Source organism: Allosaccharopolyspora coralli (assembly GCF_009664835.1).
GTDB lineage: Bacteria > Actinomycetota > Actinomycetes > Mycobacteriales > Pseudonocardiaceae > Allosaccharopolyspora > Allosaccharopolyspora coralli.
In genome coordinates this window covers 4,739,585-4,762,624 of sequence record NZ_CP045929.1, presented here as the reverse complement: position 1 = coordinate 4,762,624, position 23,040 = coordinate 4,739,585, and the positions used below count along the sequence as shown (strand labels likewise).

The window sequence follows — 23,040 nt, the reverse complement described above, 5'->3', positions numbered from 1 at the left end:
GCTCAGAGGGCATTGTGGAACTGGGTTGGGTGGTCCGGTGGCGCCCGCCAGTTCGTGCCTCGCGGCGTTGGGGTCCTCTTGAGTACCCGGTTGTACGCGGCGAGAACCCCTGCCTTGCGACGCACGAACTGGGACGCCGGAGCCCCTCACCCTGCTGCGGCTGGTCACTTGCGAGGCGTGCCCTACGGGCACAAAAGCCAGTTCCCAAATGCACGCTCACGCGCCCGGCGAGTTCGCTACGCCACTCGGACTTGGCACGGTTACCGTCAAGTAATATGGTGTTGTTACCGACGAGTAAGGGCAACGGTGTCCGAGGAGCAGGGCCCGGCCCCGAACAGCAGCGCCAAGGGAGCCACGCGCATGGGCCACTACAAGAGCAACATCCGTGACCTGGAGTTCAACCTCTTCGAGGTCTTCGGTGTGCAGGAGCGACTCGGAACCGGCATCTTCGAGCAGGCCGACGAGGACACCGCCCGCGGCATCCTCGCCGAGCTCAACACCCTCGCCACCGGACCGCTCGCGGACTCCTTCGAGGAAGGCGACCGCACCCCGGCCTCCTTCGACCCGAAGACGCACTCGGTCACGCTGCCCGAGTCCTTCAAGAAGTCGTACAACACGATCATGGACGCCGGGTGGGGCCGGTTGAGCCTGCCCGAGGAGCTGGGCGGCTTCGGCATCCCCTCGACCCTGGTGTGGGCCGCCGCGGAGCTGATCCTCGGTGCGAACCCGGCGGTCTACATGTACATGGCGGGCCCCAACTTCGCGACGATCCTCTGGAACAACGGCACCGAGGAGCAGAAGCGCTGGGCCGAGCACATGATCGAGCGCGGCTGGGGCGCCACCATGGTGCTGACCGAGCCGGACGCGGGCTCCGACGTCGGCGCGGGCCGCACCAAGGCCGTGCAGCAGGCCGACGGCTCCTGGCACCTCGACGGCGTGAAGCGGTTCATCACCTCCGCCGACCAGGACATGACCGAGAACATCATGCACCTGGTGCTGGCGCGTCCCGAGGGCGAAGGCATCGAGAGCAAGCCCGGCACGAAGGGCCTGTCGCTGTTCCTCGTGCCCAAGTTCCACTTCGACTCCGAGAACGGCGCCCCCGGCGAGCGCAACGGCGCCTATGTCACCAACGTCGAGCACAAGATGGGCCTGAACGCCTCGGCGACCTGTGAGCTGACCTTCGGGCAGCACGACGTCCCGGCCAAGGGTTGGCTGCTCGGCGACGTCCACGACGGCATCGCCCAGATGTTCCAGGTCATCGAGTACGCGCGGATGATGGTCGGCACGAAGGCCATCGCCACCCTCTCGACCGGCTACCTCAACGCGCTCGAGTACGCCAAGGAGCGGGTGCAGAGCGCGGACCTGACCAGGACCGCCGACAAGACCGCGCCGCGCGTGACGATCACGAACCACCCGGACGTGCGCCGCATCCTCATGCTGCAGAAGGCCTACGCCGAGGGCCTGCGCGCGGTCTACCTCTACACCGCGACGTACCAGGACCAGATCGCGCAGGGCAAGGCCGCCGGCGAGGACGTGTCGCTGCCGGAGGCGGTCAACGACCTGCTGCTGCCGATCGTCAAGGGTGTGGGCTCCGAGCGCGCCTACGAGATGCTCACGCACTCGCTGCAGACACTCGGCGGGTCCGGCTACCTGCAGGACTACCCGATCGAGCAGTACATCCGGGACGCCAAGATCGACAGCCTGTACGAGGGCACCACCGCGATCCAGGGCCAGGACTTCTTCTTCCGCAAGATCGTCCGCAACAACGGCCAGGCCCTCGGGCACGTCGCCGCGGAGATCCAGAACTCGTTGGAGTCCGGCGACGACCGGCTGAAGGAGGAGCGCGCGCTGCTGGCGACCGCGCTGGAGGACACCCAGGCGATGCTGGGCGCGGTGTTCGGCCACCTGACCTCCGCGCAGGAAGAGCTGACCAACGTCTACAAGGTCGGCCAGCACGCCGTGACGCTGCTGCTCAGCGTCGGGGACCTGGTCATCGGCTGGCTGCTGCTGCGGCAGGCCGAGGTCGCGCTGCAGCAGCTGGACGCGGGTGCCTCGGCGAAGGACCAGCCGTTCTACCAGGGCAAGCTCGCGGCCACGCGGTTCTTCACGAAGAACGTGCTGCCCGAGCTCACGGCCCGTCGCGGCATCGTCGAAGCGGCCGACAACTCGCTGATGGAGCTGGACGAGTCGGTCTTCTGATCGGCGACCCCGCACGAAGACGCCTCCGGATCTCCGGGGGCGTCTTCGCGTGTCGTGGTCCCTGACCATGGTCATGGTGGGCTCTCGGGGTTCGTTCCGGGGAGGTACCTGACTCAGGCGGGCCTGTGTCGGGCACAGACTCGGAGACGACACTGATCGACTACTCCGGGAGACACCGATGATGACATCCACGCGCCTCGTGGGTGCCGTGGCGGGTGCGTTGCTGCTCGCCGTTCAACCGCTCGCCGCGATTGCCGCGCCGCCCGAGTCGCTCGCCCTGCCGGAGCCGACCGGTGACCACGAGGTCGGTGTCCGCACCCTGCACCTCGTCGACGAGTCCGGGCAGGACCCGTGGGTGTCGTCGGCGCGGCGCGAGCTGATGGTCGACCTGTGGTATCCGGCGGCAGGCGAACCGGACGGGGACACCAAGCAGTACATGACTCCCGAGGAATCGCGCCTGTTCCTGGAACTGCAGGGCGAACAGGCGCCGTTGCCGGAAGACCTGCCGAAGGACGTGCTCAGCACCGTACGGACGAACGCGCACCCCGACGCCCAAGCACTGCCGAGTGGTCAGGGGCTTCCGCTGGTGGTGCTCTCGCCGGGCTTCTCCCATCCGCGTGCTGCGTTGTCGGGTATGGCCGAGGCGCTCGCGAGTCACGGCTACGCGGTCGCGCTGATCGGCCACAACTACGAGTCGGCGGGTACGGAGTTCCCGGATGGGCGAGTCACCGAGTGCGTCGCGTGCGACGACATGGCCAACGTCCCGCGGGTGCCCGGTGTGCGTGCGCGGGACACGTCGTTCGTGCTGGACCGTCTCGCGGAGCACGAGGCCGCGTTGATCGACGAGGAGCGGGTGGCGATGGTCGGCCACTCCATCGGAGGGGCCGCCGCATCCGAGGCGATGTCGCGCGACGAGCGGATCGATGCGGGTGTGAACCTCGACGGCACGGTCTACGACCCGCTCGAGGCGCCGCTCGACCGCCCGTTCCTGCTGCTCGGCTCCGGTGCGCACGCCCCGCACGGGATCGACCCGACCTGGGACGAGACGTGGGAGCAGCTCACCGGCTGGAAGCGCTGGACGACGCTCAACGGTGCCGGGCACAGCACCATGACCGACCTGACCATGCTCCGCGACCAGGCCGAGCTGCCCCGTCCGAACCCACTCCCGGGCGCGCGTGGTGCCGAGCTCGGCAACGAGGTCGTGACCGCGTTCGTCGGGACTCACCTGCGCGGCGAGGATCACCCACTGCTGGAGAAGGAGACGCCGGAACGCCCGGAGCTCCTGTTCTGGCACGTGGACCGCCCCGAACTGCCGGGCCGCTGAGACCCGGGAGTCCCCTCCACGCCGCCGCAACTGGGGGTCGGCGGCGTGGACGGGGATGTGCCGTGGCGGCCCGCCACCGGTGTCGGTGGCTCAGCCGGGCGGCGGTGGTGCGCCGGCCGGCGGAGGCGGCGGGCAGTCGACGATCGGGTGCGGGTCGTACACCGTCTTCGTCGGAGACTCCCGGTTCACGTTGCCGGTGTTCACGTTCTTGATGGTGCGCGTGTCGGTCACCGTGAACCCGGGCTCGCCGGTACTCGGGCTGCACGGCTCACCCGGCGGTACGACGGTGCGTTCCGGGGGTGTCGGGTTGGTGCGCGGCCCGGTCTCCGAGCTGACGTCGTAGGTCTTCGTGCTCCAGAACTTCACGGTGATCGACGACGGCGTCCACTCCGTGGTGATCATGACGCCGTTCTCCGAGGTGTTCTTGAACTTGACGTCGATGATGCTCTTGCCGCTGGGGCTCTGGAACACCGTCGCTTCCCGGCCCTCGGGGTAGCGGTCGATGTAGTAGCTGTGCTCCTTGTGCTCGACGTCCTGCATGCCCGCGAAGTACGAGGCGTTGTACAGCGTCGTCGCGAACTGCGAGATACCGCCGCCGACGGCCTTCTGCGGACGTCCGTCCTGGATGATCCCGGACTCGACGTAGCCCTGGGCCGTGCCGCGCGGCCCGGTGTGGCCGTTGAGGCTGAACGTCTCGCCGGGCTTGATGATCGCGCCGTTGACCTGCTCGGCGGTGCGGCGGATGTTGACGCCCGAGGCCTGTTCGAAACCACCGGTCTGGAACTCGCTGACGACTTCCTTGATGCCGAGGCCGTTGGCCTGCTCGGTGGTGAACTGCGCGGGCTCGTCGCGGTACTGCGCCTGCACCGAGCGGTCGCCGGGCTGCTTGTAGACGTCGAGCAACGAGTCCAGGCTCTTGTCCCATTCGATGCCGCGCCCGTTGACCGAGGGCACGACGGTCGGCGCCCCGCCCTGCACGGTGATCTCGGCGTTCTTGCCCGGCCGGATCGTGTCCCGCAACTGGGGTTCGACGGCCTCGACGACCGATTCGTTGTCGACGCTTGCCTTCAGACCACCGTTGCCGTCCGGCTCGAACCGTAGCGACGCGGCGATGTCCTCCGGCTGCAGCGTCGCGTCGGTGCCTTCGCCGCGGACCGTGACCGGCGCGGACACGGCGGGCTCGGCGACCTCGGCGACCGCCCTGGCCACACCCTCCTGCGTGGTCGAGACCGGCTGCTCGGAGAACGGCACGTCCACCGGGTCGCCGCCGCCCCAGTCGGCGATCACGGCGTCGGTCGCGGCCGCGACGTCGACGGTCCGGCCGTTGGAGGGGTTGACCGCGATCGGGGTGGCGCCCTCGAAGCGGACGGTGCCTTCCCTCGGTTCCCGGTTCAGCTCGTCGGTGGCCTGTTCCAGCGCGGCCGTCACCTGGCTGCGGTCGCCGTTGGTGACCGGAGCGACCTGGGTGGTGGTGAAGAACGAGCTCACCCGGGTGATCGGGTTCCACGGCTGCGAGCCGACGTGGTCCAGCGTCGCCTGCCAGTCCATCGTGAGTCCGGCCGGTTCGGGGTCGATCGTGGTCTGCGCGTCCCCGGCGCGGAGCACGACCGGCTCGCCGAGCTCCGGGCCGATCTCCTTGCGCAACGTCGACTCGGCGGCGGCGTGGTCCATGCCACCGATCGCGACGTCGGCGACCATGGTGCCGCGCGGCACGGTGCCGCTGCTCAGCGCCATGTCGAGCACGTAGGCCAGCACCAGCACGCCTGCGGCGACGCCGCCGATGATCCCGGCCTTGGCGTACGAGCGCTTCCGTTCGGCCGGTTGCCCGGCGGCCTGCGGCTGCTCCTGCGGTGCGCTCAACGAGCCCTGTGTCCAGGTCGCCCCGGAGACGGCGCCGATCCGCTGCGTCGTCTCGGCGTCGGACTCGGCCGGGACCGGCGTGATCGCCTGCGTCCGCTCGGTGGAGTCCTCCCCGGGCTGGTTGCCGCCGGGAGCGGGGAAGGTGGGGCGCGTCGCCTCGTCCCCGCTCACGTCGGTGCGTTCGGTCTCGGCAGCCGCGGGGTCACCGGGCAGCGAGGCCGCGTCGATGCGGGTTGTCGGTTCCGCACCGCCGTCGGTCGACAGACGGTGCGTGTCCTGGCCGGTGTCGTCGGCCGCATCCTCGCGGGGGGTGGCGTCCTCGCGGGGATCGAGGTCTTGGCCCCCGTCGAGGTGGTCGTGATTGTCCGGCACCGCTTCCCCTTCTCTCCGGTCGTGCGGTGGGAGGGCAACCCGGCAGGCTGCCCCACGCGGCGCCCCTCGCCAGTGAGGCCGAGAGCCGTCGCCGCGCGACGAGTGTCGAGACGTGCCCGGCGCGAAGGCCATCGTGCACGCCGTTTTTCACGGCCGGGTCACGCCCGGCTCACAGATACAGCCCGGTGCCGTGCTCGGTGTGGTCGGTGGCCACGGCATGCAGGTCACGCTCGCGCATGACCAGGTACGCCTTGCCCTGGACCTCGAACTCGTACTGTTCCTCGGGGTTGAACAGCACCTGGTCCCCGACCGAGACGGCCCGCACGTGGTTGCCGATCCCACAGACCTCGCCCCAGTGGAGGCGCTTGGCCATCTGGGCGGTCGCGGGAATGACGATCCCGCCACTGCTGCGGCGTTCGCCGTCGTCTTGCGAGACCCGGACCATGACACGGTCGTGCAGCATCTGGATCTCGAGCTTGGCATCGGTCACCCGGAAAGTTTACCGACTGCTACTCGCGGCTCCGAAATGCAGGGTTGTCAGCGCCCTGACGCGCCCGTTTGTCACTCGTCCGGGGTGTCCATTCCGCCCATGACGAGCGGCAAGCGTGTCGGACCGGAGTCGGTGAGGCGGAGGGGCACGCCCCAGTCCTGCCGGGTGAGCAGGCAGGTCGGGTGCTCGATCGCCGGGTCGTCGTCACAGCTGGCGCCCTGGGCGACGACGTGCAGCACGCCGTGCTCGACGTCGTCGGCGAGCACCAGCCGCCGAGTCAGGTCGCTGCCCACGCCCGCTCCGTCGACGAGCAGCGACTCCGGTGAGGCGGTGACCTCCAGGCGCGTCGACGGGCCGTAGCGTTCGTCGAGCTTGCGTCCCGGGGGTGGGGTGAACACGACCTCGAGGTCCAGCTCACCACGGGCGACCTCGGTCGCGGGCCGGGTGACCTGCTGTGACGCGCCCTCGACGAGGGTGGCCGTCACGCCGGGCGGGACCGGGCGTTCGAGACGGTGTGCCGCAGAGGCCACGACCACGAGTTCTCCGTCGACCACCGTGGCGTCGGAGGGTTCGGCGACATCGGCGGCGAGCGTGCCGACCTCGTTCGTGGCCGGGTCGTATCGGCGGATCGCGTCGTTGTAGGTGTCACACACCGCGACGGAGCCGTCGGTGAGCACCGCGAGACCGAGCGGGTGCTGGAGCCGTGCCGTCTCGGCGGCGCCGTCGGCGTGGCCGAAATCGAACAGGCCTTCGCCCACGGCGGTGTGCACCGCGAACGAGTCTCCGTCGGGTTCCACCCAGCGCAGCGCGGAGGTCTCCGAGTCGGCGAGCCACAGCCGCTTGCCGTCCACGGCGAGGCCGGAAGTCTGCGCGAAGTGTGCCTCGGTGACCTCGCCGTCGCGGAGTCCTTCGACGGTCGTCCCGGCGAACCGGCGGACGGTGCCTGCGACGGGGTCGAACAGCCCGAGCGTGTGGTTTCCCGCCATCGCGATCACGACTGCGCCCGCGGGTTCCCACCAGGCGACGTCCCAGGGGCTGGTGAGGGCGACGTCCCGGGCGGTGCCCTCGTCGGTTTCGTCGCGCCACTGCTCACCGGTGCCCGCGACGGTCGTGACGGACCCGTCGGCCAGGCGCACGCCACGAAGCAGGTGGTTCACGGTGTCGGCGACGACGAGGTCGTAGCCGACCTTCGCGGCCACGTGCCCGGGGAGTACGGCGATACCGCCCGGCTCGGCGAAGGTCGGCGCGTGGCCGTCGTCGCGGCCGCGCTCGCCGGTGCCGATGCGCCGCAGCACCGTCTCGCCGTCGCCGGCGAACTCGACGAGCGAATGGTGCGCCGAGTCCGAGACGAGCAGCGTGCCCCCGTGGAGAGCGGCGACCTTCCCGGGGAACCGGAGCGTCGAGGCGACCGGTTCCGGCGGGACGTACGGACCGTCGCCCCGGTGCAGCGTGCCCTTCTCTTCGTGTTCGGCCACGAGCTCGCCGACGAGGGAGCGCAACGCGTCGACGTGGCCCTCACCGGCGGCGACGTGCACGACATAGCCTTCGGGGTCGATGAGCACCAGCGTCGGCCATGCCTTGACCGCATGCTGCCGCCACATCGTCAGTTCCGGGTCGTCCAGCACCGGGTGGTGCACGGCGTAGCGCTCGACGGCCGCCGCGAGCGCCTCGGGATCGGCTTCGTGTTCGAACTTCGGCGAGTGCACCCCGATCGTGACGAGCTCGTCGGCGAACTCCTCTTCCAGTCCCCGGAGCTCGTCGATCACGTGCAGGCAGTTGATGCAGCAGAAGGTCCAGAAGTCGAGCAGCACGACCTTGCCGCGCAGCCCGGCGAGCGTGACCGGCTCCTCCCCGGTGTTCAACCACCGGCGACCGGCGAACTCGGGTGCGCGGACACGGGCGCGGCGCTTCTGCAGCTGAGTAGTCACGCCCGAAACCAACAACACCGGGTCGAGTGGTGTTCCGACGGGCACTTACTCGTGTCTCACGTCGCGCTGTTCGGTCGGTCGGTGAAGAGTGTCGGTCAGCTCGGGGCACGCCCTCGCCAGTCGCAGGTCCGTGGTCAGTACCCGAAGTCCGAGGTGCTCGGCCAGTGCGATGTACAGCCCGTCGAGCAGACGCACGTACGCGCGCCGTGCCCACGCCCCGGTCAACAGATTCGGCAACGGGTGACGAGTGACGGGCATGACCGCGAGGCGGTCGATGGCCAGTTCGACATCGACGGCGGCGAGGTCACCGGCGCGCTGCATCCGGCCAAGCGCAGAAAGGACCTCAGCGTCCAGGTGCGCTGGAGCGTGGAGTTCGGTCCCGGCCAAGCGGGCGGACGCTGCCGGGGCGCAGTCCGTGCCGGTGAGCAGATCGACCGCCACGGAGGCATCCAGCACCACGGCGTTCACCGCTGAGCTCACGCACCGAACTCCTCACGCGCGTCATCGAGTGCGCGCATGGACGCCTCATGGGTGAGCCCACGCGGTGCAGGCAGCGTCGCCAGCCACGCGTCGGTAGCGGTGCGCGCCAACTCGGCGGCGATAGCAGCTTGCGTCAACGCCGAGACGTTGAGTCGCGCCTCGCGGGCTCGTGCTGCGAGATCATCGGGCACCCACACGTTCATACGCGTCATACACACAGGATACACACACGGCCTTCGGTGCACGGTCGAGCTTTCGCCGGAGAGGAGTAACGCCCTCGTCGCTGCGTGATCTTTTTGAGTGATCGTCGCCGGTTCGCCTGACGGCGCCGCGCCGAAGAACCACCCTGCTGGCAGCGGCGAAAGGGGACGGGGTGGCCAATAAACCCAAGGACTTCTACACCGACGGCCAAGGGCGCAGGCGGCCGATCGGGGGGCCGAGCGGCGGCAGCGGCAAGGGCGGCGGTGGAGGCGGCAAGAGCGGCAAGGTGGTGGCCGCTGGGGTGCTCGCTCTCGGTCTCGTCGCCTCGACCGGCGGCGGTGGTGCGCTTCTCGGTGGCGGCGGCTCGGCGAGTTCGGTTGCGAGCGAGAGTGTGGCGTCCCGGGTGACCAAGGGGAAACAAGCCGCCAGGAAGGGGAAGCCGGACGCGGTGCTTCGGTCCATGCGGTTGAAGCGGAAGAGGTCGAAGGGGCCGGAGTATGCGGAGTGCGTGGCACGGTCATTCGGGCAGGTGCAGGACTTCGTGATCCGCAATCCGTGCCGCGACCTGGCGCGCGTGACCGTGGAGTTCGATGACGAGCAGGGCAACACCGCCGTTCTGTCGCTCGCGTGGGCACGGATGACCACCACGAAGTCCGCAAGGCAGCTGAAGTTGCTCGACGATCGCGACGGCACCGGCGACTTCTACGCTCTCGGGGACGATGCGCTCGCTGCGCGGGGTGTCTCGTTCACCGGTGACCATTACCGGGGCCGCTACGTCGGACGGGTCTTCACCCGAGCCGAGGTCGCACCGGTGCGCGGCTCGCCGGACGACGACCTGATGGACGGCGTTGCCGACGCGGCCGCTCACCTGCCCCCGCCGCCGCGTTGAGCCTTCAGGTCGTGCTCCCATGCCCGCGGGGGCTCGTCGTCCCGAGTCCACGAGCACGTTCGCAACGACTTCGGTCGGGGAGCGGCACGCGACTACGTGCCGCTGCCCGGGACGTCTTACGAGTGGTCGGACTGGTCGTGGCGTACCGGCACCCGTGCCTTCTGGGTCTTGCGGTGGTCGCCGAGATAGAAGCCGCTGGCTGCGAGGACGGGCAGCAGCAGGCCGAGAAGGACGATCACTGTCTCCATTCGGGTCTCCGTTTCGTGCGAGACCGGGGAACGCCGGGCGTTCGGTCCGTTTCCGGGCAGGGCGAAGCGACCCCGCGACACGGGGTTGCACAAGGGGGATCGGCACCGAGCACGGAGCCGAAGAGACACCTCGTCCCGGGAGGCCGGGGTGAGGCGGTTTGTCTGGGGATCAATCCGGCGATGCCGAATCTGGAAGACCGGACCCAGGCCCTGGAAAACCAGGAACACCGGAGACGGGAAGGTGAAGGCCCCGCGATGCTGCCAGGTCGGGGGTCCGACAGCATCGCGGAGTCATCAGGGTCATCGGCGCGCGACGCCCTGGTGTTACAACTGTGTCGCGGAGTGGCTCACATCACAGATCAAGAGACTGAAAATCCCCTGATCGGGCGCATCGACGTGGGGAGCTCAGTCCTGGGTGAGCAGGTAACGCCCGAAGTGCGGCACCGTGAACGCGATCTGGCCCCGCTCGGCCGAGTAGACCAAGCCCTTCTTGATCAGCCCGTCGCGGGCCGGGGACAGCGACGAGGGTTTGCGTTCCAGATACTGCGCGATGCTCGCGGTACCCGCCGCTTCGTCCCGGCCCTCGACGACCTCGGCCATCGCGCACAGGTACTCACGCTCGGACGGTGTCGCCCGCTCGTAGCGTGAACCGAAGAAGCCCACGGCCAACTCGTTCTCCGCGTCCGGCGCCGCGAGGCGCACGTCGTCCGCGGCGATCGGTGCCCGTACGGCGGCGTCCCATGCCGCTTTGCCGTATGCCTGCACGAAGTACGGGTAGCCGCCGGAGATGCTGAACAGTGCGTCGAGAGCCTCCGAGCTGATCGTGGCGTCCTCCCGCTCGATCGGCACGACCACCGCGTGATCGGCGTCCGAGCGGTCGAGCCGGTCGATCCGCACGTAGCGGAACAGCCGTTCCGAGTAGGACTTGCTCGCCGAGAGCACCGCGGGCAGGTGCGGCAGGCCGGCTCCAACGACGATCAGCGGAGCGCCGGACTGCGAGAGTTCGTGGCAGGCCGCGCACAGCGCCGAGACGTCTTCCGGTTGTACGTCCTGCATCTCGTCGATGAGCAGCACGACGCCCGTGCCGACGTCGGCGGCGAGTTCGGCGACGTCGGTGAACAACTCGACCATGTCGATCTCGATGTCGCCGGAGTCCGCCCGTCCCTGCGCCGCGGGCACGTCGATGCCCGGTTGCCAGCGGTCGCGGAGCTTCGCGCCGTCGGGGTTGGATTTGAGGGCGAACGCCTTGAGTACCGCGAGGACTTCCTCGACCCGGTCCGGCGCGCGGTGTCGCACGGCGAGGTCGCGGACCGCGCGGTGCAGCGCCGCCGACAGCGGCCGGCGGATTCCTGCGTCCGGTCGTGCTTCCAGCTTCCCGGCGCCCCAGCCTCGGCGAACGGCCATCGACCGCAGTTCGCCGAGCAGCACTGTCTTGCCGACGCCGCGAAGGCCGGTCAACACGAGGCTGCGTTCGGGGCGACCTCGGGAGATCCGTTCCAGCACCACGTCGAAGGCGTCGGCCTCACGGTCGCGACCGGCGAGTTCGGGCGGACGCTGGCCGGCTCCGGGGGCGAAGGGATTCCGGACGGGATCCATGCTCGGACTGTATCCGGCTCTCTAGCGTTCGCGTGATACTTCGCCAGAAAGTCCGATCCGGCGTGTCGAGACAGGGCGTGAGTCTTTTTGGTTGCTATGACCACCAAAAAGACTCACGCCTGCCCGCGCGCCCTGCCAGGTCGCGCTACGCCAGGTTCCGGTCGGCGTAGGCGCGCATGGCGTCGCGGACGAACTCCGCCGTGCCTGCGCCGTGCTGGTCGTAGACGTCGGTGAACCGGGAATCCGCGACGTACATCTCGCCCAGTCCGACGAAGTAGTCCTTCGTCACGGCCACCGTGATCTCCAGCCATTCGCGGTGTCGTGCGGCGATCGATAACGCGTGCTCACCGTCGGCCGGCTCCCCGTCGCGCAGGGCCTGCGCGTAGTCCCGGGCGATGTCGAGGTGCTGCTGTTGGAAGTCCCGCTTCTCGGTGTCGTTGAGCGAACGCCACCAGCGGTCTCCCTTCTCGTAGGCTTCGCGTCCCCAGCGTTCGGTGACTTCCTGCTCGAAGCGCGTGTGGTCGAAGCCGTCCAGTGCCTCGTGCGGCATGAGCGATCCCCCTTCTTCCGTGGCGCGCAGCGTCGTCCGGACCGACTCGATCTGTCTGCCGATCCGCTGCTGCTCCTGTTCGAGCAGCTCCAGATGAGTGCGCAGCGCGCCTGCCGTGTTCTGCTGGCCGTCGAGGACGTCGGCGATGGCCGCGAGCCCGAGTCCGAGTTCGCGCAGCAGCAGGATGCGTTGCAGCCGCACCAGACCGTCCTGGTCGTAGTAGCGGTAGCCGTTGCCTCCCGTGCGGCTCGGTGCGAGCAGCCCCTTCGCGTCGTAGTGGCGCAGGGTGCGACTCGTGGTTCCGGCCGCCTTCGCCAGTTCCTGGATCGAGAACTCCATCCCGCCTCCTCGTCGGTGACAACGACGGTAGAGGTTGACGCAGCGTCAAGGTCAAGCCGAACTGTCGAGCACTCGATGTCGGTGTATAAAACGATCTAGCGAAAAACAAAGACGATCAGATATGTCGGTAGCAACCCCGAGACGCAACGAAGCCGGGCACCCCGAAGGGCACCCGGCTCCGTGGATCAGATGCTGGTCAGCGCTCGACGATGGCCGTCAGTCCCTGGCCGCCCGCCGCGCAGATCGAGATCAGGCCTTTGCCGGAGCCCTTCTCGGACAGCAGCTTCGCCAGCGTGGCCACGATCCGGCCGCCGGTCGCGGCGAACGGGTGTCCCGACGCGAGCGAGGACCCGTTCACGTTCAGCTTCGCCGGGTCGATGCTGCCCAGCGGCCCGTCGAGCCCGAGCCGGTCCTTGCAGAAATCGACGTCCTCCCACGCCTTCAACGTGCTGAGCACCTGCGAGGCGAACGCCTCGTGAATCTCGTAGAAGTCGAAGTCGCCGAGACCCGCACCGGCGCGAGCCAGCAGCTTCGGCACGGCGTAGGTCGGTGCCATGAGCAGCCCCTCGTCGCCGCTGACGTGGTCGACCGCCGCGGGTTGGACGAAGGTCAGGTACGCCAACACCGGAAGGTTGCGCTCCTTGGCCCACTCCTCGCTGGCCAGCAGCACGGTGGAGGCACCGTCGGAGAGCGCGGTCGAGTTGCCCGCCGTCATCGTGGCGGCCTCACCCTTGCCGAAGACCGGCTTGAGCTTCGCGAGCTTGTCCGCGGTGCTGTCCGGGCGCATGTTCTGGTCCTTGCTCAAGCCCTGGAACGGGGTGAGCAGGTCGTCGAAGAAGCCGCGGTCGTAGGCGGCGCCGAGCCGTTGGTGGCTGCGGGCGGCGAGTTCGTCCTGCGCTTCGCGGCCGATCTCCCACGCCTTCGCGGTCTTCGCGGCGTGCTCGCCCATGGACAGGCCCGTGCGGGGCTCGGAGTTCTGCGGGATCTCCGGCACCACGTGCTGCGGCCGCACCTTGCTCAGTGCCTTGACGCGGCCGGTGTTGGTCTTGGCGTGGTTGGCTTCGAGCAGCACTCGACGCAGCTCGTCGTTGACGGCGATCGGCGCGTCGCTGGCGCTGTCGACACCGCCTGCGACGCCGGACTCCAACTGGCCGAGTGCGATCTTGTTCGCGATCGAGACGACGGCTTCGAGTCCGGTCGCGCACGCCATCTGCACGTCGTGCGCCGGAGTGGTGGGCGCCAGCCGCGAGCCGAGGACGACCTCGCGGGCGAGGTTGAAGTCCCGGCTGTGCTTGAGCACGGCGCCCGCGGCGAACTCGCCCACCTGGACGTCCTGCAGGCTGAAGCGCGCGACGAGCCCGTCGAGCGCGGCGGTGAGCATGTCCTGGTTGGACGCCTGTGCGTAGGGCCCGCCGGAACGTGCGAACGGGATGCGGTTGCCGCCGACGACGGCGACCCGGCGAATGCTGGACATGCCCGACTCCCTCACTGCCCGATGGGCTGGGACGGTGGTGTTCTCAGGAACGGCCGGGAGTGGTCCGGCCGTGTTCGTCAGGATAACCTACCGACGGGTAGCTTATCCGTCGAGCCACGTGCGTGAGGACACATCGACCGCGGCAGGGTCGAGGGTGCGCGCGCCGGAACCCACGGTCACGCCAGAACACGGGAGCGTCCATGACTGACAGGTACCAACAGTTCGTCACCTCCGGCTTCGGAAAGGAGGTGGCCAAGCGCCTGGGCCTGCCTGCCCCGGTCAACCTGCGCCGCCACAAGCCAGGCGACCCGGTCGTCTCCGGGCCGGTGCTGGTCGGCTCCGCTTCCGGCTCGCGGGTCGTCGACGCCGTGCACTCCACCCTCAAGCAGGCTCACGCACAGGTTCGCGACGTGCACGCCGAGGGCGAGCGCTACTCCGCACTCGTCTTCGACGCTACCGGTCTGACCGGTAGCGAGCAGCTCAGCGCGCTGCGGGAGTTCTTCGCCGGTGCCCTCCGCCAGCTCGACACCTGCGGACGCGTCGTCGTCATCGGCACCCCGCCCGACGAGATCACCGACCTGCGCGAGCGCACCGCCCAGCGCGCACTGGAGGGCTTCACCCGCTCGGTCGGCAAGGAGCTCAAGCGCGGCGCGACCGTCCAGCTCGTCCACGTCGCGCGTGGCGCGGAGGACGCGGTGAGCTCCACGCTGCGGTTCCTGCTGTCGGCGAAATCGGCGTTCGTCTCCGGCCAGGTCGTGCGGGTCGGCGCCGCGGACGTGCCCGACGTGGACTGGTCGAAGCCGCTCGCCGACAAGGTCGCGCTGGTCACCGGCGCGTCGCGAGGGATCGGCGCGTCGATCGCCGAGACCCTCGGACGCGACGGCGCGCACGTCATCTGCCTGGACGTGCCCGCACAGGGCGACGATCTGCGCAAGGTCGCCAACAGTGTCGGCGGCTCCACGCTGCAGCTCGACATCACCGCGGACGACGCGCCGAAGAAGATCATCGATTACGTCAAGGAACGCCACGGCGGCCTCGACATCGTCGTGCACAACGCAGGCATCACCCGGGACAAGACGCTCGGCCGGATGAGCGAGAAGCACTGGGACCCGGTGCTGGCGGTGAACCTGACCGCGCAGGAGAACATCAACGCCGCGCTGCTGAAGCCGAAGTCGCCGCTGCGCAAGGGCGGCAGGCTCATCGGCGTAGCCTCGATCAGCGGCATCGCGGGCAACATGGGCCAGACGAACTACGCGGCGTCGAAGGCCGGGGTCATCGGCCACGTGCAAGGACTGGCGCCGGAAGCGGCGAAGAAGGGCGTGACCATCAACGCAGTCGCCCCCGGATTCATCGAGACGAAGATGACCGCCGTGGTGCCGTTCATGATCCGCGAGGCGGGACGGCGGATGAACAGCCTCTCCCAGGGAGGTCTGCCGGTCGACGTCGCGGAGACGATCGCCTTCTACGCGAACCCGGCGTCCTCGGGCGTCAACGGCAACGTGGTCCGCGTCTGCGGCCAGAGCCTGCTCGGAGCCTGACATGCCGGAGATCACCGAAGCGCCCCATCTGCCCTCGCTCTACCTCAAGGCCGCCGTGACGGGCCCGACCCGCCGGGGCGGGGACGCGCTGCCGGACGCCGAGTACGTGCGGCGCGACGTCACCGTCGACCGCGAGCACCTGGCCGCCTACAACCGGGTGTGCGGGTTCGGTCTGCGCGACGAGCTGCCGGTCACGTATCCGCACATGCCCTCGTTCGGCATGGCGGTCCGCCTCATGACCGACACCGGGTTCCCGTTCCCGCTGGTCGGGTTGGTGCACGTGGCGAACGAGATCACCCAGTACCGGCCGGTGCTGGTGACCGACACGTTCGACCAGCGCGTGTACGCGGCGGGGTTGCGCCCGCACCCGAAGGGTAAGCAGTTCGACATGGTCACCGAGACCTACGTCGGCGACGAGCTCGTGTGGCGGGAGGCGAGTACCTACCTTCGGCGCGGCAAGTCGGACCCGTCCGCGCCGCGTCCCGAGCCGGTGGCCGAGGTGGAGGCCGGGTCGCCGACGGCTCGCTGGCGGCTGCCCGCCGATCTCGGGCGCTCGTACGCGGCGGTGTCCGGGGACAGCAACCCGATCCACATGCACGCGTTGCCCGCGAAGGCGTTCGGTTTCCCCAAGGCCATCGCCCACGGCATGTGGTCGAAGGCCCGCAGTATCGCCGCGCTGGAAGGTCGGTTGCCGGAGGCGTTCACGGTGTCGGTGGAGTTCCGTAAGCCCGTGCTGTTGCCCTCCACGGCCGAGTTCACCGCCGTCAAGCAGCACCAGGGCTGGGACGTGGCGCTGCACTCCCGGTCCGGCAAGGCGCACCTACAAGGGGCGATCAGGGCGATCTGAACGGGTGTGCGGGTTGGTCTGCGTGGGTGGTTGGGTGGCGGAACCTCACCTCGCGGCCGGCTGCGGGATCGTCGACATCGAGTAGCGCCCTACGCCACGTCGACGCTGTCCTCGCCGGCCACGAGGTGAGAACCCGCCGGGGGCCGGTCCGCGTAGGCGGCGGAAACACTGGCGGCGCGGTGTGCCTGATGGCAGATCCGCGCAACCTCTGAGCACGGCTGTGGGAGCTGCCCGGCCGAGCCGCCCTCACGACGGCTCGGCCGGGGACCAGGTTCGCCCCGCGATGAGGTCGCCGAACCCCATCCAGGTCAGGTTCATGACCCGCATCGCCATGCCGTCGGCGGTGTGCTCGGGGTGCTCGATCCACCAGTCGATGAGTGACTCGCACGCCCCGACGAGCGCGGACGCGAACGGTTCGAGCTGTTCGGAGGTCATCGGTGTCTGCGAGTCGACGGTGGCCCTGGCGAGCAGGGTGGAGATGAGGCCCATGGCCCTGCTGCGGAACGTGGCCAGCTCCTGGGAGAACGGCTCGCCCTGGCTGCTCGCCTGCCGGTGCAGCACTGCCCAGCTCGTGCGGTGCTCGTTGACGTAGGCGAAGAACTGCTGAAGTCCGCGCCAGAGTTGCTCGTCCGGGCCGAGCTCCGGGTCGACGGCTTCGCCGATGGCGTCGATGAGCCGGGCGGCCTCGCGGCGCAGACACTCGAGGAACAGCTCGTCCTTGGAGCCCAGGTAGGCGTAGATCATGGGCTTCGAGATGCCCGCCGTCTCGGAGATCTCGTCCATGGACGCCGGGTGGAAGCCGCGCTCGGCGAAGACTTCCACGGCCGCGTCGAGAATCTGTCGTTCGCGGACGGCACGCGGAAGTCGCCGGGACTTCGTGCGCCCGGTGGGGCGCGAGTGCTGGTCGGGCTGCATCGGGCCTCTCGTACTCAGGGTGCGGCCAGGTTAGTTCAGCACGCGATCAGGCGTGGGCGGCTCGGGCCGCGTGCCGGAGCGAACGTGGCGAGTGCCACGCCGTGGAATTTCGTATTGGTGGTGTCTGTTGTCGCGTCCCGGGTCACCATGACCGGGAGTCGCGTCGGGTGTTGTGCGTGAGCGCTTGTGGGAGGCGTGGGACGCCGGACAGCCGGTGCGGATAACTCGAAAGGATGAAATCGGCTGCTGAACGCGTCAGTAACCACGGTCGAGCGGGTCTCATCATCAACGCGGCGTCGGGTGATCGACCTGTCCGCAGGTGGGCATCGGACCGGGGCGCGCCGAGCACGGCTTCGAAAGTGAAAGGGAGGGCGAAGCGGTGAGCAAGACCACGTCTGATCCAGGTACCCCCATCTTCGGACAGCTCAACGAGGAACTCGGAGAGCTGCCGGAGATCACCATCCACGACTTCGACTGGCACGAGTTCGACTTCCCCACCGACGTGGAGGCGGCCTCGACAGAAGCCGCCGCGTCGAAGCCGAAGTCCCGCTCCAAGGCTTCGAAGGCGGCGAAGGGCCCGGGCGCCAAGGCGGCGCAGAGCACGTCCGCCGAGGAGTCTGCCGACGACACCCAGTCCTCGGCTACCGAGTCCTCGGCTACGGAAACCCCGGCATCAGGGTCCTCGCCTGCAGAAACCCCAGCCACCCCGTCCTCGGCCACCCCATCGAGCGGTTCCCAGTCCTCCGGTGGCCGTCGCCGCAAGGAGCCCTGAGCCCACCACCTCGGTGCCTCGGACCTCGCACCCCCGACCGGCCTCCGAGGCGACCCGGAATTCGTGAGGCGAACGGCACTTTCACCTCGTCAGACGAGGCGAAAGTGCCGTTCGCTCCATCCGGTCCGGGGGAGTTGTCGGTGCTCGGTGTGAGACTGACCCTCATGACCACCTGGGGCCAGTTCCACGAGGAGTCACCAGCGTTGGCCGACGCGATCGCCGTGCGGCTGCGTGCGGCGAAGCATCACGTGTTGGCGACAGTGCGACGCGACGGCTCACCGCGAGTCAGCGGGAGTGAGGTGAGCTGGCGCGGGCCGGAATTGACGATCGGTTCGATGCCGGGGGCGCGGAAAGCGCGCGATCTGCAGCGGGATGCGCGGTTCGCGTTGCACGCCAACCCGGGCGACGAGTCGATGAGCGGCGGGGACGCGAAGCTCTCCGGTCGCGCGGTCGAGATCGTCGATGTCGCGGAGCTGCGCTCGCTCACCGGGACCGCGGAGGTCTCCGAGGACTCGCACTTCTTCCGCCTCGACCTCGCCGAAGCCGTGCTCACCCGCGTGTCCGACGACGAGACGCATCTGGTCATCTCCCGCTGGCGCCCCGGCTCCGGTGTCACCGTCTTCACCCGCGCCTGAGAAGGCGTTTTTGGAACCTGGGTGGGTGGTCCGGTACCGCCGCCCCAGTTCGCCCCTCGCGGCGTTGGGTGGGGTCCTCTTGAGTACCACGCGTACGCGGCGAGAACCCCTGCCTTGCGAGGCACGAACTCCGAACGACGGAGCTCCTCACCCTGTCGAGGCTGATCACGCATGACCGTGCCCTACGGGCACAAAAGCCCGTTCCCAAATGCGCCTGAGCACCGGGCGAACGGCACTTTCGCCTCGTCTCGTGAGGCGAAAGTGCCGTTCGCTCCATCTCGGACACACGAACGGCGGTCCCTCCCGGGTGGGTGGGACCGCCGTTCGTGCGGCTCGGGTGCTTCAGTACGTGATGGCCATGCTCGGGTCGGCGAGCAGTGCGCCCACGTCCGCGAGGAACTGCGAACCCTGCTGACCGTCCACCACCCGGTGGTCGAAACTCAACGCGAGCTGGCAGACCTTGCGGGGCACGACCTCACCGTCGACGACCCACGGCATGTCCCGGATCGCGCCGAACGCGAGGATCGCCGACTCCCCCGGGTTGAGGATCGGAGTCCCGGTGTCCACGCCGAACACGCCGACGTTGGTGATGGTGATCGTCCCGTTCGCCATGTCGGCGGGCGCGGTCTTACCGTCCCGCGCCGTCGTGACCAGGCCTTCCAACGACCCGGCGAGCTCCTTCAGCGACATCTGATCGGCGTCGCGGACCTTCGGCACGATGAGGCCGCGCGGCGTGGCCGCCGCGATGCCCAGGTGCACGTAGTCCTTGAAGACGATCTCGCCCGCCTGCTCGTCCCAGGTGGCGTTGACGTCCGGGGTGCGGCGCGCCGCCATGCACACGGCCTTCGCGGCGAACGCCAACGGCGTGACCTTGACGCTGCGGAACTCGGGGTGCGTCTTGAGTCGCTCCCGCAGCTCCATCATCGGCGTCACGTCGACCGTGAGGAACTCCGTGACGTGCGGCGCGGTGAACGCGCTGTCCACCATCGCCTGCGCGGTCGCCTTGCGGACGCCCTTGATCGGCACCCGATGTTCCCGCGCGCTCCCGTCGACCGTCGCGGCCGGAGCGCTCGACGCCCCGTTGGCGGCGGTCTGCACGTCGTCGCGGGTGATGATCCCGCCCGTGCCGGACCCGGCCAACGATCGCAGGTCGACCCCGAGGTCCTTCGCGAGCTTGCGCACGGGTGGTTTCGCCAGCGGCACGTGGCCACCGGCATCGGCTCCGTTCGTGGTCGACGCGGGAGCGGGCGGAGGCTCGGCGGGCGGGGCCGGCGGCGTGACCGGTTCCGGCTGCATCGCCCCCTGCACGGCCTGCTGGGCCGTGGCAGCACTCGCGTTCGCCGGTGTGGCCCCCTTCCGCGGCCGCCGCTTCGCGCCGGTCGTGCGGGGGCCGTAGCCGACCAGCGTGGCGATGCGCCCGTCGGCGCCCTCCTCGCCGATCTTGCCGCTGCCCGAGCCTGCTTCGGCGGACTCGGGTGCCTGCTCGGCCGGGGCGCCTCCGGCCCCGTCCGGATCGAGGTCCAGCGTCACGAACGGCGCGCCGACCTCGATGGTCTGGCCGACGTCGGCGAGCAGTTCGCTGACCACTCCCGCGAAGGGACACGGCAGTTCCACCGCCGCCTTCGCCGTCTCGATCTCGACGATGATCTGGTTGACCGTGACCGTGTCGCCCGGTTGGACCTTCCAGTCCAGGATCTCCGCCTCCGTCAGGCCCTCGCCGACGTCGGGGAGCGGAAACTGCTTGAACTGCGGCATCAACGACTCCCTCAGAAGGCCAGAACACGGTCGACGGCGTCGAGCACCCGGTCGAGATCGGGCAGGAAGCCCTCCTCCAACTTGCTCGGCGGATACGGGGTGTCGAAGCCGGTCACGCGCAGCACCGGGGCCTCGAGCGAGTAGAAGCAGTCCTGCTGGACCCGGGTGGCGATCTCCGAGGTCACCGAGGACTCCGAGGGGGCCTCACTGACCAGGACCAGCCGTCCGGTGCGGCGCACCGACTCGTACACCGCGTCGAGGTTCAGCGGCGACAACGCACGCAGGTCGATCACCTCGAGGTCGTTGCCGTCCTCACCGGCGGCCTTCGCCGCGTCCAGGCAGGTGCGCACCATCGGCCCGTAGGAGGCGACCGTGGCGCTGGTGCCCGGTTTGAGCACGCGGGAGTCGAACAGCGGCGCCGGTTCGGCGTTCGGGTCCAGCTCGCCCTTCTCCCAGTAGCGCCGCTTCGGTTCGAAGAACAGCACCGGGTCGTCGCACTGGATGGCCTGCTGCAGCATCCAGTAGGCGTCGGCCGGGTTCGAGCAGGACACGACCTTGAGTCCGGCGACGTGCGCGAACAGCGACTCCGGCGATTCCGAGTGGTGCTCGACGGCACCGATACCGCCGCCGAACGGAACCCTGATCACGATCGGCATCGCCAGCTTGCCCTGGCTGCGGAAATGCAGCTTCGCGAGCTGGGAGACGATCTGATCGAAGCCGGGGAAGATGAACCCGTCGAACTGGATCTCGCACACCGGGCGGAAGCCGCGGATCGCGAGCCCCACGGCGGTGCCGATGATCCCGGACTCGGCCAGCGGCGTGTCCAGCACCCGGTGCTCGCCGAAGTCCTTCTGCAGCCCGTCGGTGACGCGGAAGACGCCACCGAGTTTGCCGACGTCCTCGCCCATCACGAGGACCTTCGGGTCCGCTTCCATCGCCGCGCGCAGGCCCATGTTCAGGCCCTTCGCGATCGTGGTCGTCTGGGTCGGCGACGCTTCGGAGCTGGAGCGTTCCATCGCGGGTGCGGCCATCAGTGAGCACTCCCCTCGTGTGCGTCGGCGAATCCGTCGAGGTAGCTCAGGTACTCCTCGCGCTGGCGGTCGATCGTGGGACTGCCCTCGGCGTAGACCTGCGAGAACATCCGTTCCGGTGGCGGCTCGGGCATGTCGAAACAGAACTGGCGGAACCGGGCGGCCAGCTCGTCGGCCTCGGTGTCGATCGCGTCGAAGAAGTCCTGGTCGGCGATCTGCTCGCGCACCATGTGCACCCGCAGCCGCTCGATCGGGTCCTTGAGCTTCCACGCCTCCATCTCGTCGTTGAGGCGGTACCGCGTGGGGTCGTCCGAGGTGGTGTGCGCGTCCATCCGGTAGGTGAACGCCTCCACGAGGACGGGGCCGTTGCCGTGGCGGGCCTCGTCCAGCGCCCAGCGGGACACGGCCAGGCTGGCGAGTACGTCGTTGCCGTCGACGCGGATGCCGGGGAAGCCGTAGCCGCCGGCCCGCTGGTAGATCGGCACCCTGGTCTGGCGTTCCAGCGGTTCGGAGATCGCCCACTGGTTGTTCTGGCAGAAGAACACGACCGGCGCGTCGTAGACGGCCGACCACACCATCGCCTCGTGCACGTCGCCCTGGCTGGTGGCGCCGTCACCGAAGAACGCCATGGTGGCTTCGCCGCTGTCGTCGCCGACCTTGCCCTCGAAACGCTGGCCCATCGCGTAGCCGGTGGCGTTGAGGCACTGGTTGCCGATGACGATCGTGTACAGGTGGAAGCCGGTCTCGCGGGGATCCCAGGAGCCGTGGTCGGTACCGCGGAAGATGCCGAGCACGCCGGTGGGGTCGATGCCCCGGCACCAGGCGATGCCGTGCTCCCGGTAGCTCGGGAACGCCATGTCCTGGGGACGCAACGCGCGGCCCGCTCCGATCTGGGCGGCTTCCTGGCCGAGCAGCGGAACCCAGATGCCGAGCTGGCCCTGGCGCTGCAGGGCGTTGCCCTCGCGGTCGGCGCGGCGCACGAGCACCATGTCGCGGTACAGGCCGCGGAGTTCCTCGCTGGTGATGTCCAGGTCGAAGTCCGGATGCGAGATTCGCTCGCCTTCCGGGGTGAGGAGCTGGACGAGGTCCGCCCCTCCTTCGCTGGTGGCCCTGAGACCGGCGATGACCTGGTCCTTCGAGGGCTGTGCTGTGGCGGCGGCGGGTTGGCCGCTGTCCGGTCGGCTGGGTGGCGACCAGTGTTCGGGCGACATGTGGATCTCCTCGTCTGGAACCGGCACGGCCGCTTGTGGCGGCGCGGACCGGCAGCCTCGCCCACGGCCCGGTCGAGAAAGGGTGGTCTCGGCCGGTTGCCGGGGTCGAGGCGTGCGGATCGCTCCCCGTCATCGTGACACGAGGAGACGCGAATCGGTGAGGCCCGACACAAGCAACCTTCGGCGATAACGCTGCTCCAACGCCTTCTCGACACGACCGTAATGTGCGTTCCGATCAGCCAAAACCGCAGGTCGTCAAAGGGATGGACATCCGATGGATGATCTTCGGACGGTCGCGGAACCGATTCCGGTCGACTGTTGCCGTTCGTTCACACTCTCGTCACCGCCACGCTGCGGCGAGATTCGCCCCGCACGAGCGGGCGTGA

20 protein-coding genes are annotated in these 23,040 nt (G+C 69.2%); 7 read left to right on the top strand and 13 right to left on the bottom strand.

Translation table 11 applies throughout. The features are described from left to right. The first annotated feature begins 360 nt into the window (after positions 1-360). Together GIY23_RS22250 and GIY23_RS22245 are read left to right on the top strand one after the other, a co-directional pair. Entirely contained in the window at positions 361-2,199 is a 1,839-nt protein-coding gene (locus GIY23_RS22250) for an acyl-CoA dehydrogenase (protein ID WP_154079064.1), read from the top strand. Between the two features lie 178 nt (positions 2,200-2,377). Further along, entirely contained in the window at positions 2,378-3,523 is a 1,146-nt protein-coding gene (locus tag GIY23_RS22245) for an alpha/beta hydrolase family protein (RefSeq protein WP_228717451.1), read from the top strand. 90 nt (positions 3,524-3,613) lie between these two features. Here GIY23_RS22245 and GIY23_RS22240 read toward each other — a convergent pair whose 3' ends face one another. The 5 genes from GIY23_RS22240 to GIY23_RS22220 all read right to left on the bottom strand — a co-directional run bounded on the left by GIY23_RS22240 (position 3,614) and on the right by GIY23_RS22220 (position 8,865). Next, a complete protein-coding gene (locus GIY23_RS22240; protein ID WP_228717450.1) occupies positions 3,614-5,755 on the bottom strand; it encodes a VanW family protein in 2,142 nt (713 codons plus the stop codon). Between the two features lie 169 nt (positions 5,756-5,924). Further along, the gene (locus GIY23_RS22235; RefSeq protein ID WP_154078430.1) at positions 5,925-6,245 is read right to left on the bottom strand and encodes a GroES family chaperonin; all 321 of its coding nucleotides are present in this window, start codon (positions 6,243-6,245) and stop codon (positions 5,925-5,927) included. A gap of 71 nt (positions 6,246-6,316) precedes the next feature. Continuing rightward, a complete protein-coding gene (locus tag GIY23_RS22230) occupies positions 6,317-8,173 on the bottom strand; it encodes an NHL domain-containing thioredoxin family protein (RefSeq protein ID WP_154078429.1) in 1,857 nt (618 codons plus the stop codon). Positions 8,174-8,218: 45 nt separating this feature from the next. Next, the gene (locus GIY23_RS22225) at positions 8,219-8,653 is read right to left on the bottom strand and encodes a type II toxin-antitoxin system VapC family toxin (RefSeq protein ID WP_222850203.1); all 435 of its coding nucleotides are present in this window, start codon (positions 8,651-8,653) and stop codon (positions 8,219-8,221) included. Further along, positions 8,650-8,865: a type II toxin-antitoxin system CcdA family antitoxin gene (locus GIY23_RS22220; protein ID WP_154078428.1), complete on the bottom strand. Its 216-nt coding sequence runs from the start codon at positions 8,863-8,865 to the stop codon at positions 8,650-8,652. The genes GIY23_RS22225 and GIY23_RS22220 overlap by 4 nt, the downstream gene beginning before the upstream one ends. 161 nt (positions 8,866-9,026) lie before the next feature. On the opposite strand from GIY23_RS22220, the gene GIY23_RS22215 reads away from it, so the two are divergent. Next, positions 9,027-9,743 (top strand): hypothetical protein, encoded by a 717-nt coding sequence (locus GIY23_RS22215; RefSeq protein WP_154078427.1) that lies wholly within the window; start codon positions 9,027-9,029, stop codon positions 9,741-9,743. A gap of 116 nt (positions 9,744-9,859) precedes the next feature. Here the strand turns inward: GIY23_RS22215 and GIY23_RS23260 are convergent, their stop codons facing one another. The 4 genes from GIY23_RS23260 to GIY23_RS22200 form a co-directional block, all read right to left on the bottom strand. Continuing rightward, on the bottom strand, positions 9,860-9,991 hold the full coding sequence (locus GIY23_RS23260) for a hypothetical protein (protein ID WP_267313229.1): 132 nt from the start codon (positions 9,989-9,991) through the stop codon (positions 9,860-9,862). Between the two features lie 405 nt (positions 9,992-10,396). Continuing rightward, complete coding sequence (locus tag GIY23_RS22210) at positions 10,397-11,587, bottom strand: ATP-binding protein (protein WP_154078426.1); 1,191 nt, start codon at positions 11,585-11,587, stop codon at positions 10,397-10,399. A gap of 145 nt (positions 11,588-11,732) precedes the next feature. Beyond that, positions 11,733-12,476 carry a MerR family transcriptional regulator gene (locus GIY23_RS22205; RefSeq protein ID WP_154078425.1) on the bottom strand — a complete coding sequence of 248 codons (744 nt, stop codon included), beginning with the start codon at positions 12,474-12,476 and terminating at the stop codon, positions 11,733-11,735. A gap of 196 nt (positions 12,477-12,672) precedes the next feature. After that, positions 12,673-13,950: an acetyl-CoA C-acetyltransferase gene (locus tag GIY23_RS22200; RefSeq protein ID WP_154078424.1), complete on the bottom strand. Its 1,278-nt coding sequence runs from the start codon at positions 13,948-13,950 to the stop codon at positions 12,673-12,675. 200 nt (positions 13,951-14,150) lie between these two features. Here GIY23_RS22200 and GIY23_RS22195 point away from each other — a divergent pair, with 200 nt between their 5' ends. Beyond that, entirely contained in the window at positions 14,151-15,488 is a 1,338-nt protein-coding gene (locus GIY23_RS22195; protein WP_154078423.1) for a 3-oxoacyl-ACP reductase, read from the top strand. A 1-nt stretch (position 15,489) separates the two neighbouring features. Next, positions 15,490-16,335 (top strand): MaoC family dehydratase, encoded by an 846-nt coding sequence (locus tag GIY23_RS22190; RefSeq protein ID WP_154078422.1) that lies wholly within the window; start codon positions 15,490-15,492, stop codon positions 16,333-16,335. 246 nt (positions 16,336-16,581) lie between these two features. Here the strand turns inward: GIY23_RS22190 and GIY23_RS22185 are convergent, their stop codons facing one another. Then, positions 16,582-17,250, bottom strand: coding sequence for a TetR/AcrR family transcriptional regulator (locus GIY23_RS22185; protein WP_154078421.1), 669 nt, complete (start codon positions 17,248-17,250; stop codon positions 16,582-16,584). 379 nt (positions 17,251-17,629) lie between these two features. Here GIY23_RS22185 and GIY23_RS22180 point away from each other — a divergent pair, with 379 nt between their 5' ends. Together GIY23_RS22180 and GIY23_RS22175 are read left to right on the top strand one after the other, a co-directional pair. Further along, on the top strand, positions 17,630-18,022 hold the full coding sequence (locus GIY23_RS22180) for a hypothetical protein (protein WP_154078420.1): 393 nt from the start codon (positions 17,630-17,632) through the stop codon (positions 18,020-18,022). A 164-nt stretch (positions 18,023-18,186) separates the two neighbouring features. Beyond that, the gene (locus tag GIY23_RS22175) at positions 18,187-18,657 is read left to right on the top strand and encodes a pyridoxamine 5'-phosphate oxidase family protein (RefSeq protein WP_154078419.1); all 471 of its coding nucleotides are present in this window, start codon (positions 18,187-18,189) and stop codon (positions 18,655-18,657) included. A 342-nt stretch (positions 18,658-18,999) separates the two neighbouring features. Here GIY23_RS22175 and GIY23_RS22170 read toward each other — a convergent pair whose 3' ends face one another. The 3 genes from GIY23_RS22170 to pdhA are packed head-to-tail and all read right to left on the bottom strand — an operon-like array spanning position 19,000 to position 22,654. After that, positions 19,000-20,412 carry a dihydrolipoamide acetyltransferase family protein gene (locus tag GIY23_RS22170; RefSeq protein ID WP_154078418.1) on the bottom strand — a complete coding sequence of 471 codons (1,413 nt, stop codon included), beginning with the start codon at positions 20,410-20,412 and terminating at the stop codon, positions 19,000-19,002. Between the two features lie 11 nt (positions 20,413-20,423). Next, positions 20,424-21,443, bottom strand: coding sequence for an alpha-ketoacid dehydrogenase subunit beta (locus GIY23_RS22165; RefSeq protein WP_154078417.1), 1,020 nt, complete (start codon positions 21,441-21,443; stop codon positions 20,424-20,426). Continuing rightward, positions 21,443-22,654: a pyruvate dehydrogenase (acetyl-transferring) E1 component subunit alpha gene (gene pdhA / locus GIY23_RS22160; RefSeq protein ID WP_154078416.1), complete on the bottom strand. Its 1,212-nt coding sequence runs from the start codon at positions 22,652-22,654 to the stop codon at positions 21,443-21,445. The genes GIY23_RS22165 and pdhA overlap by 1 nt, the downstream gene beginning before the upstream one ends. Between the last annotated feature and the right edge of the window lie 386 nt (positions 22,655-23,040).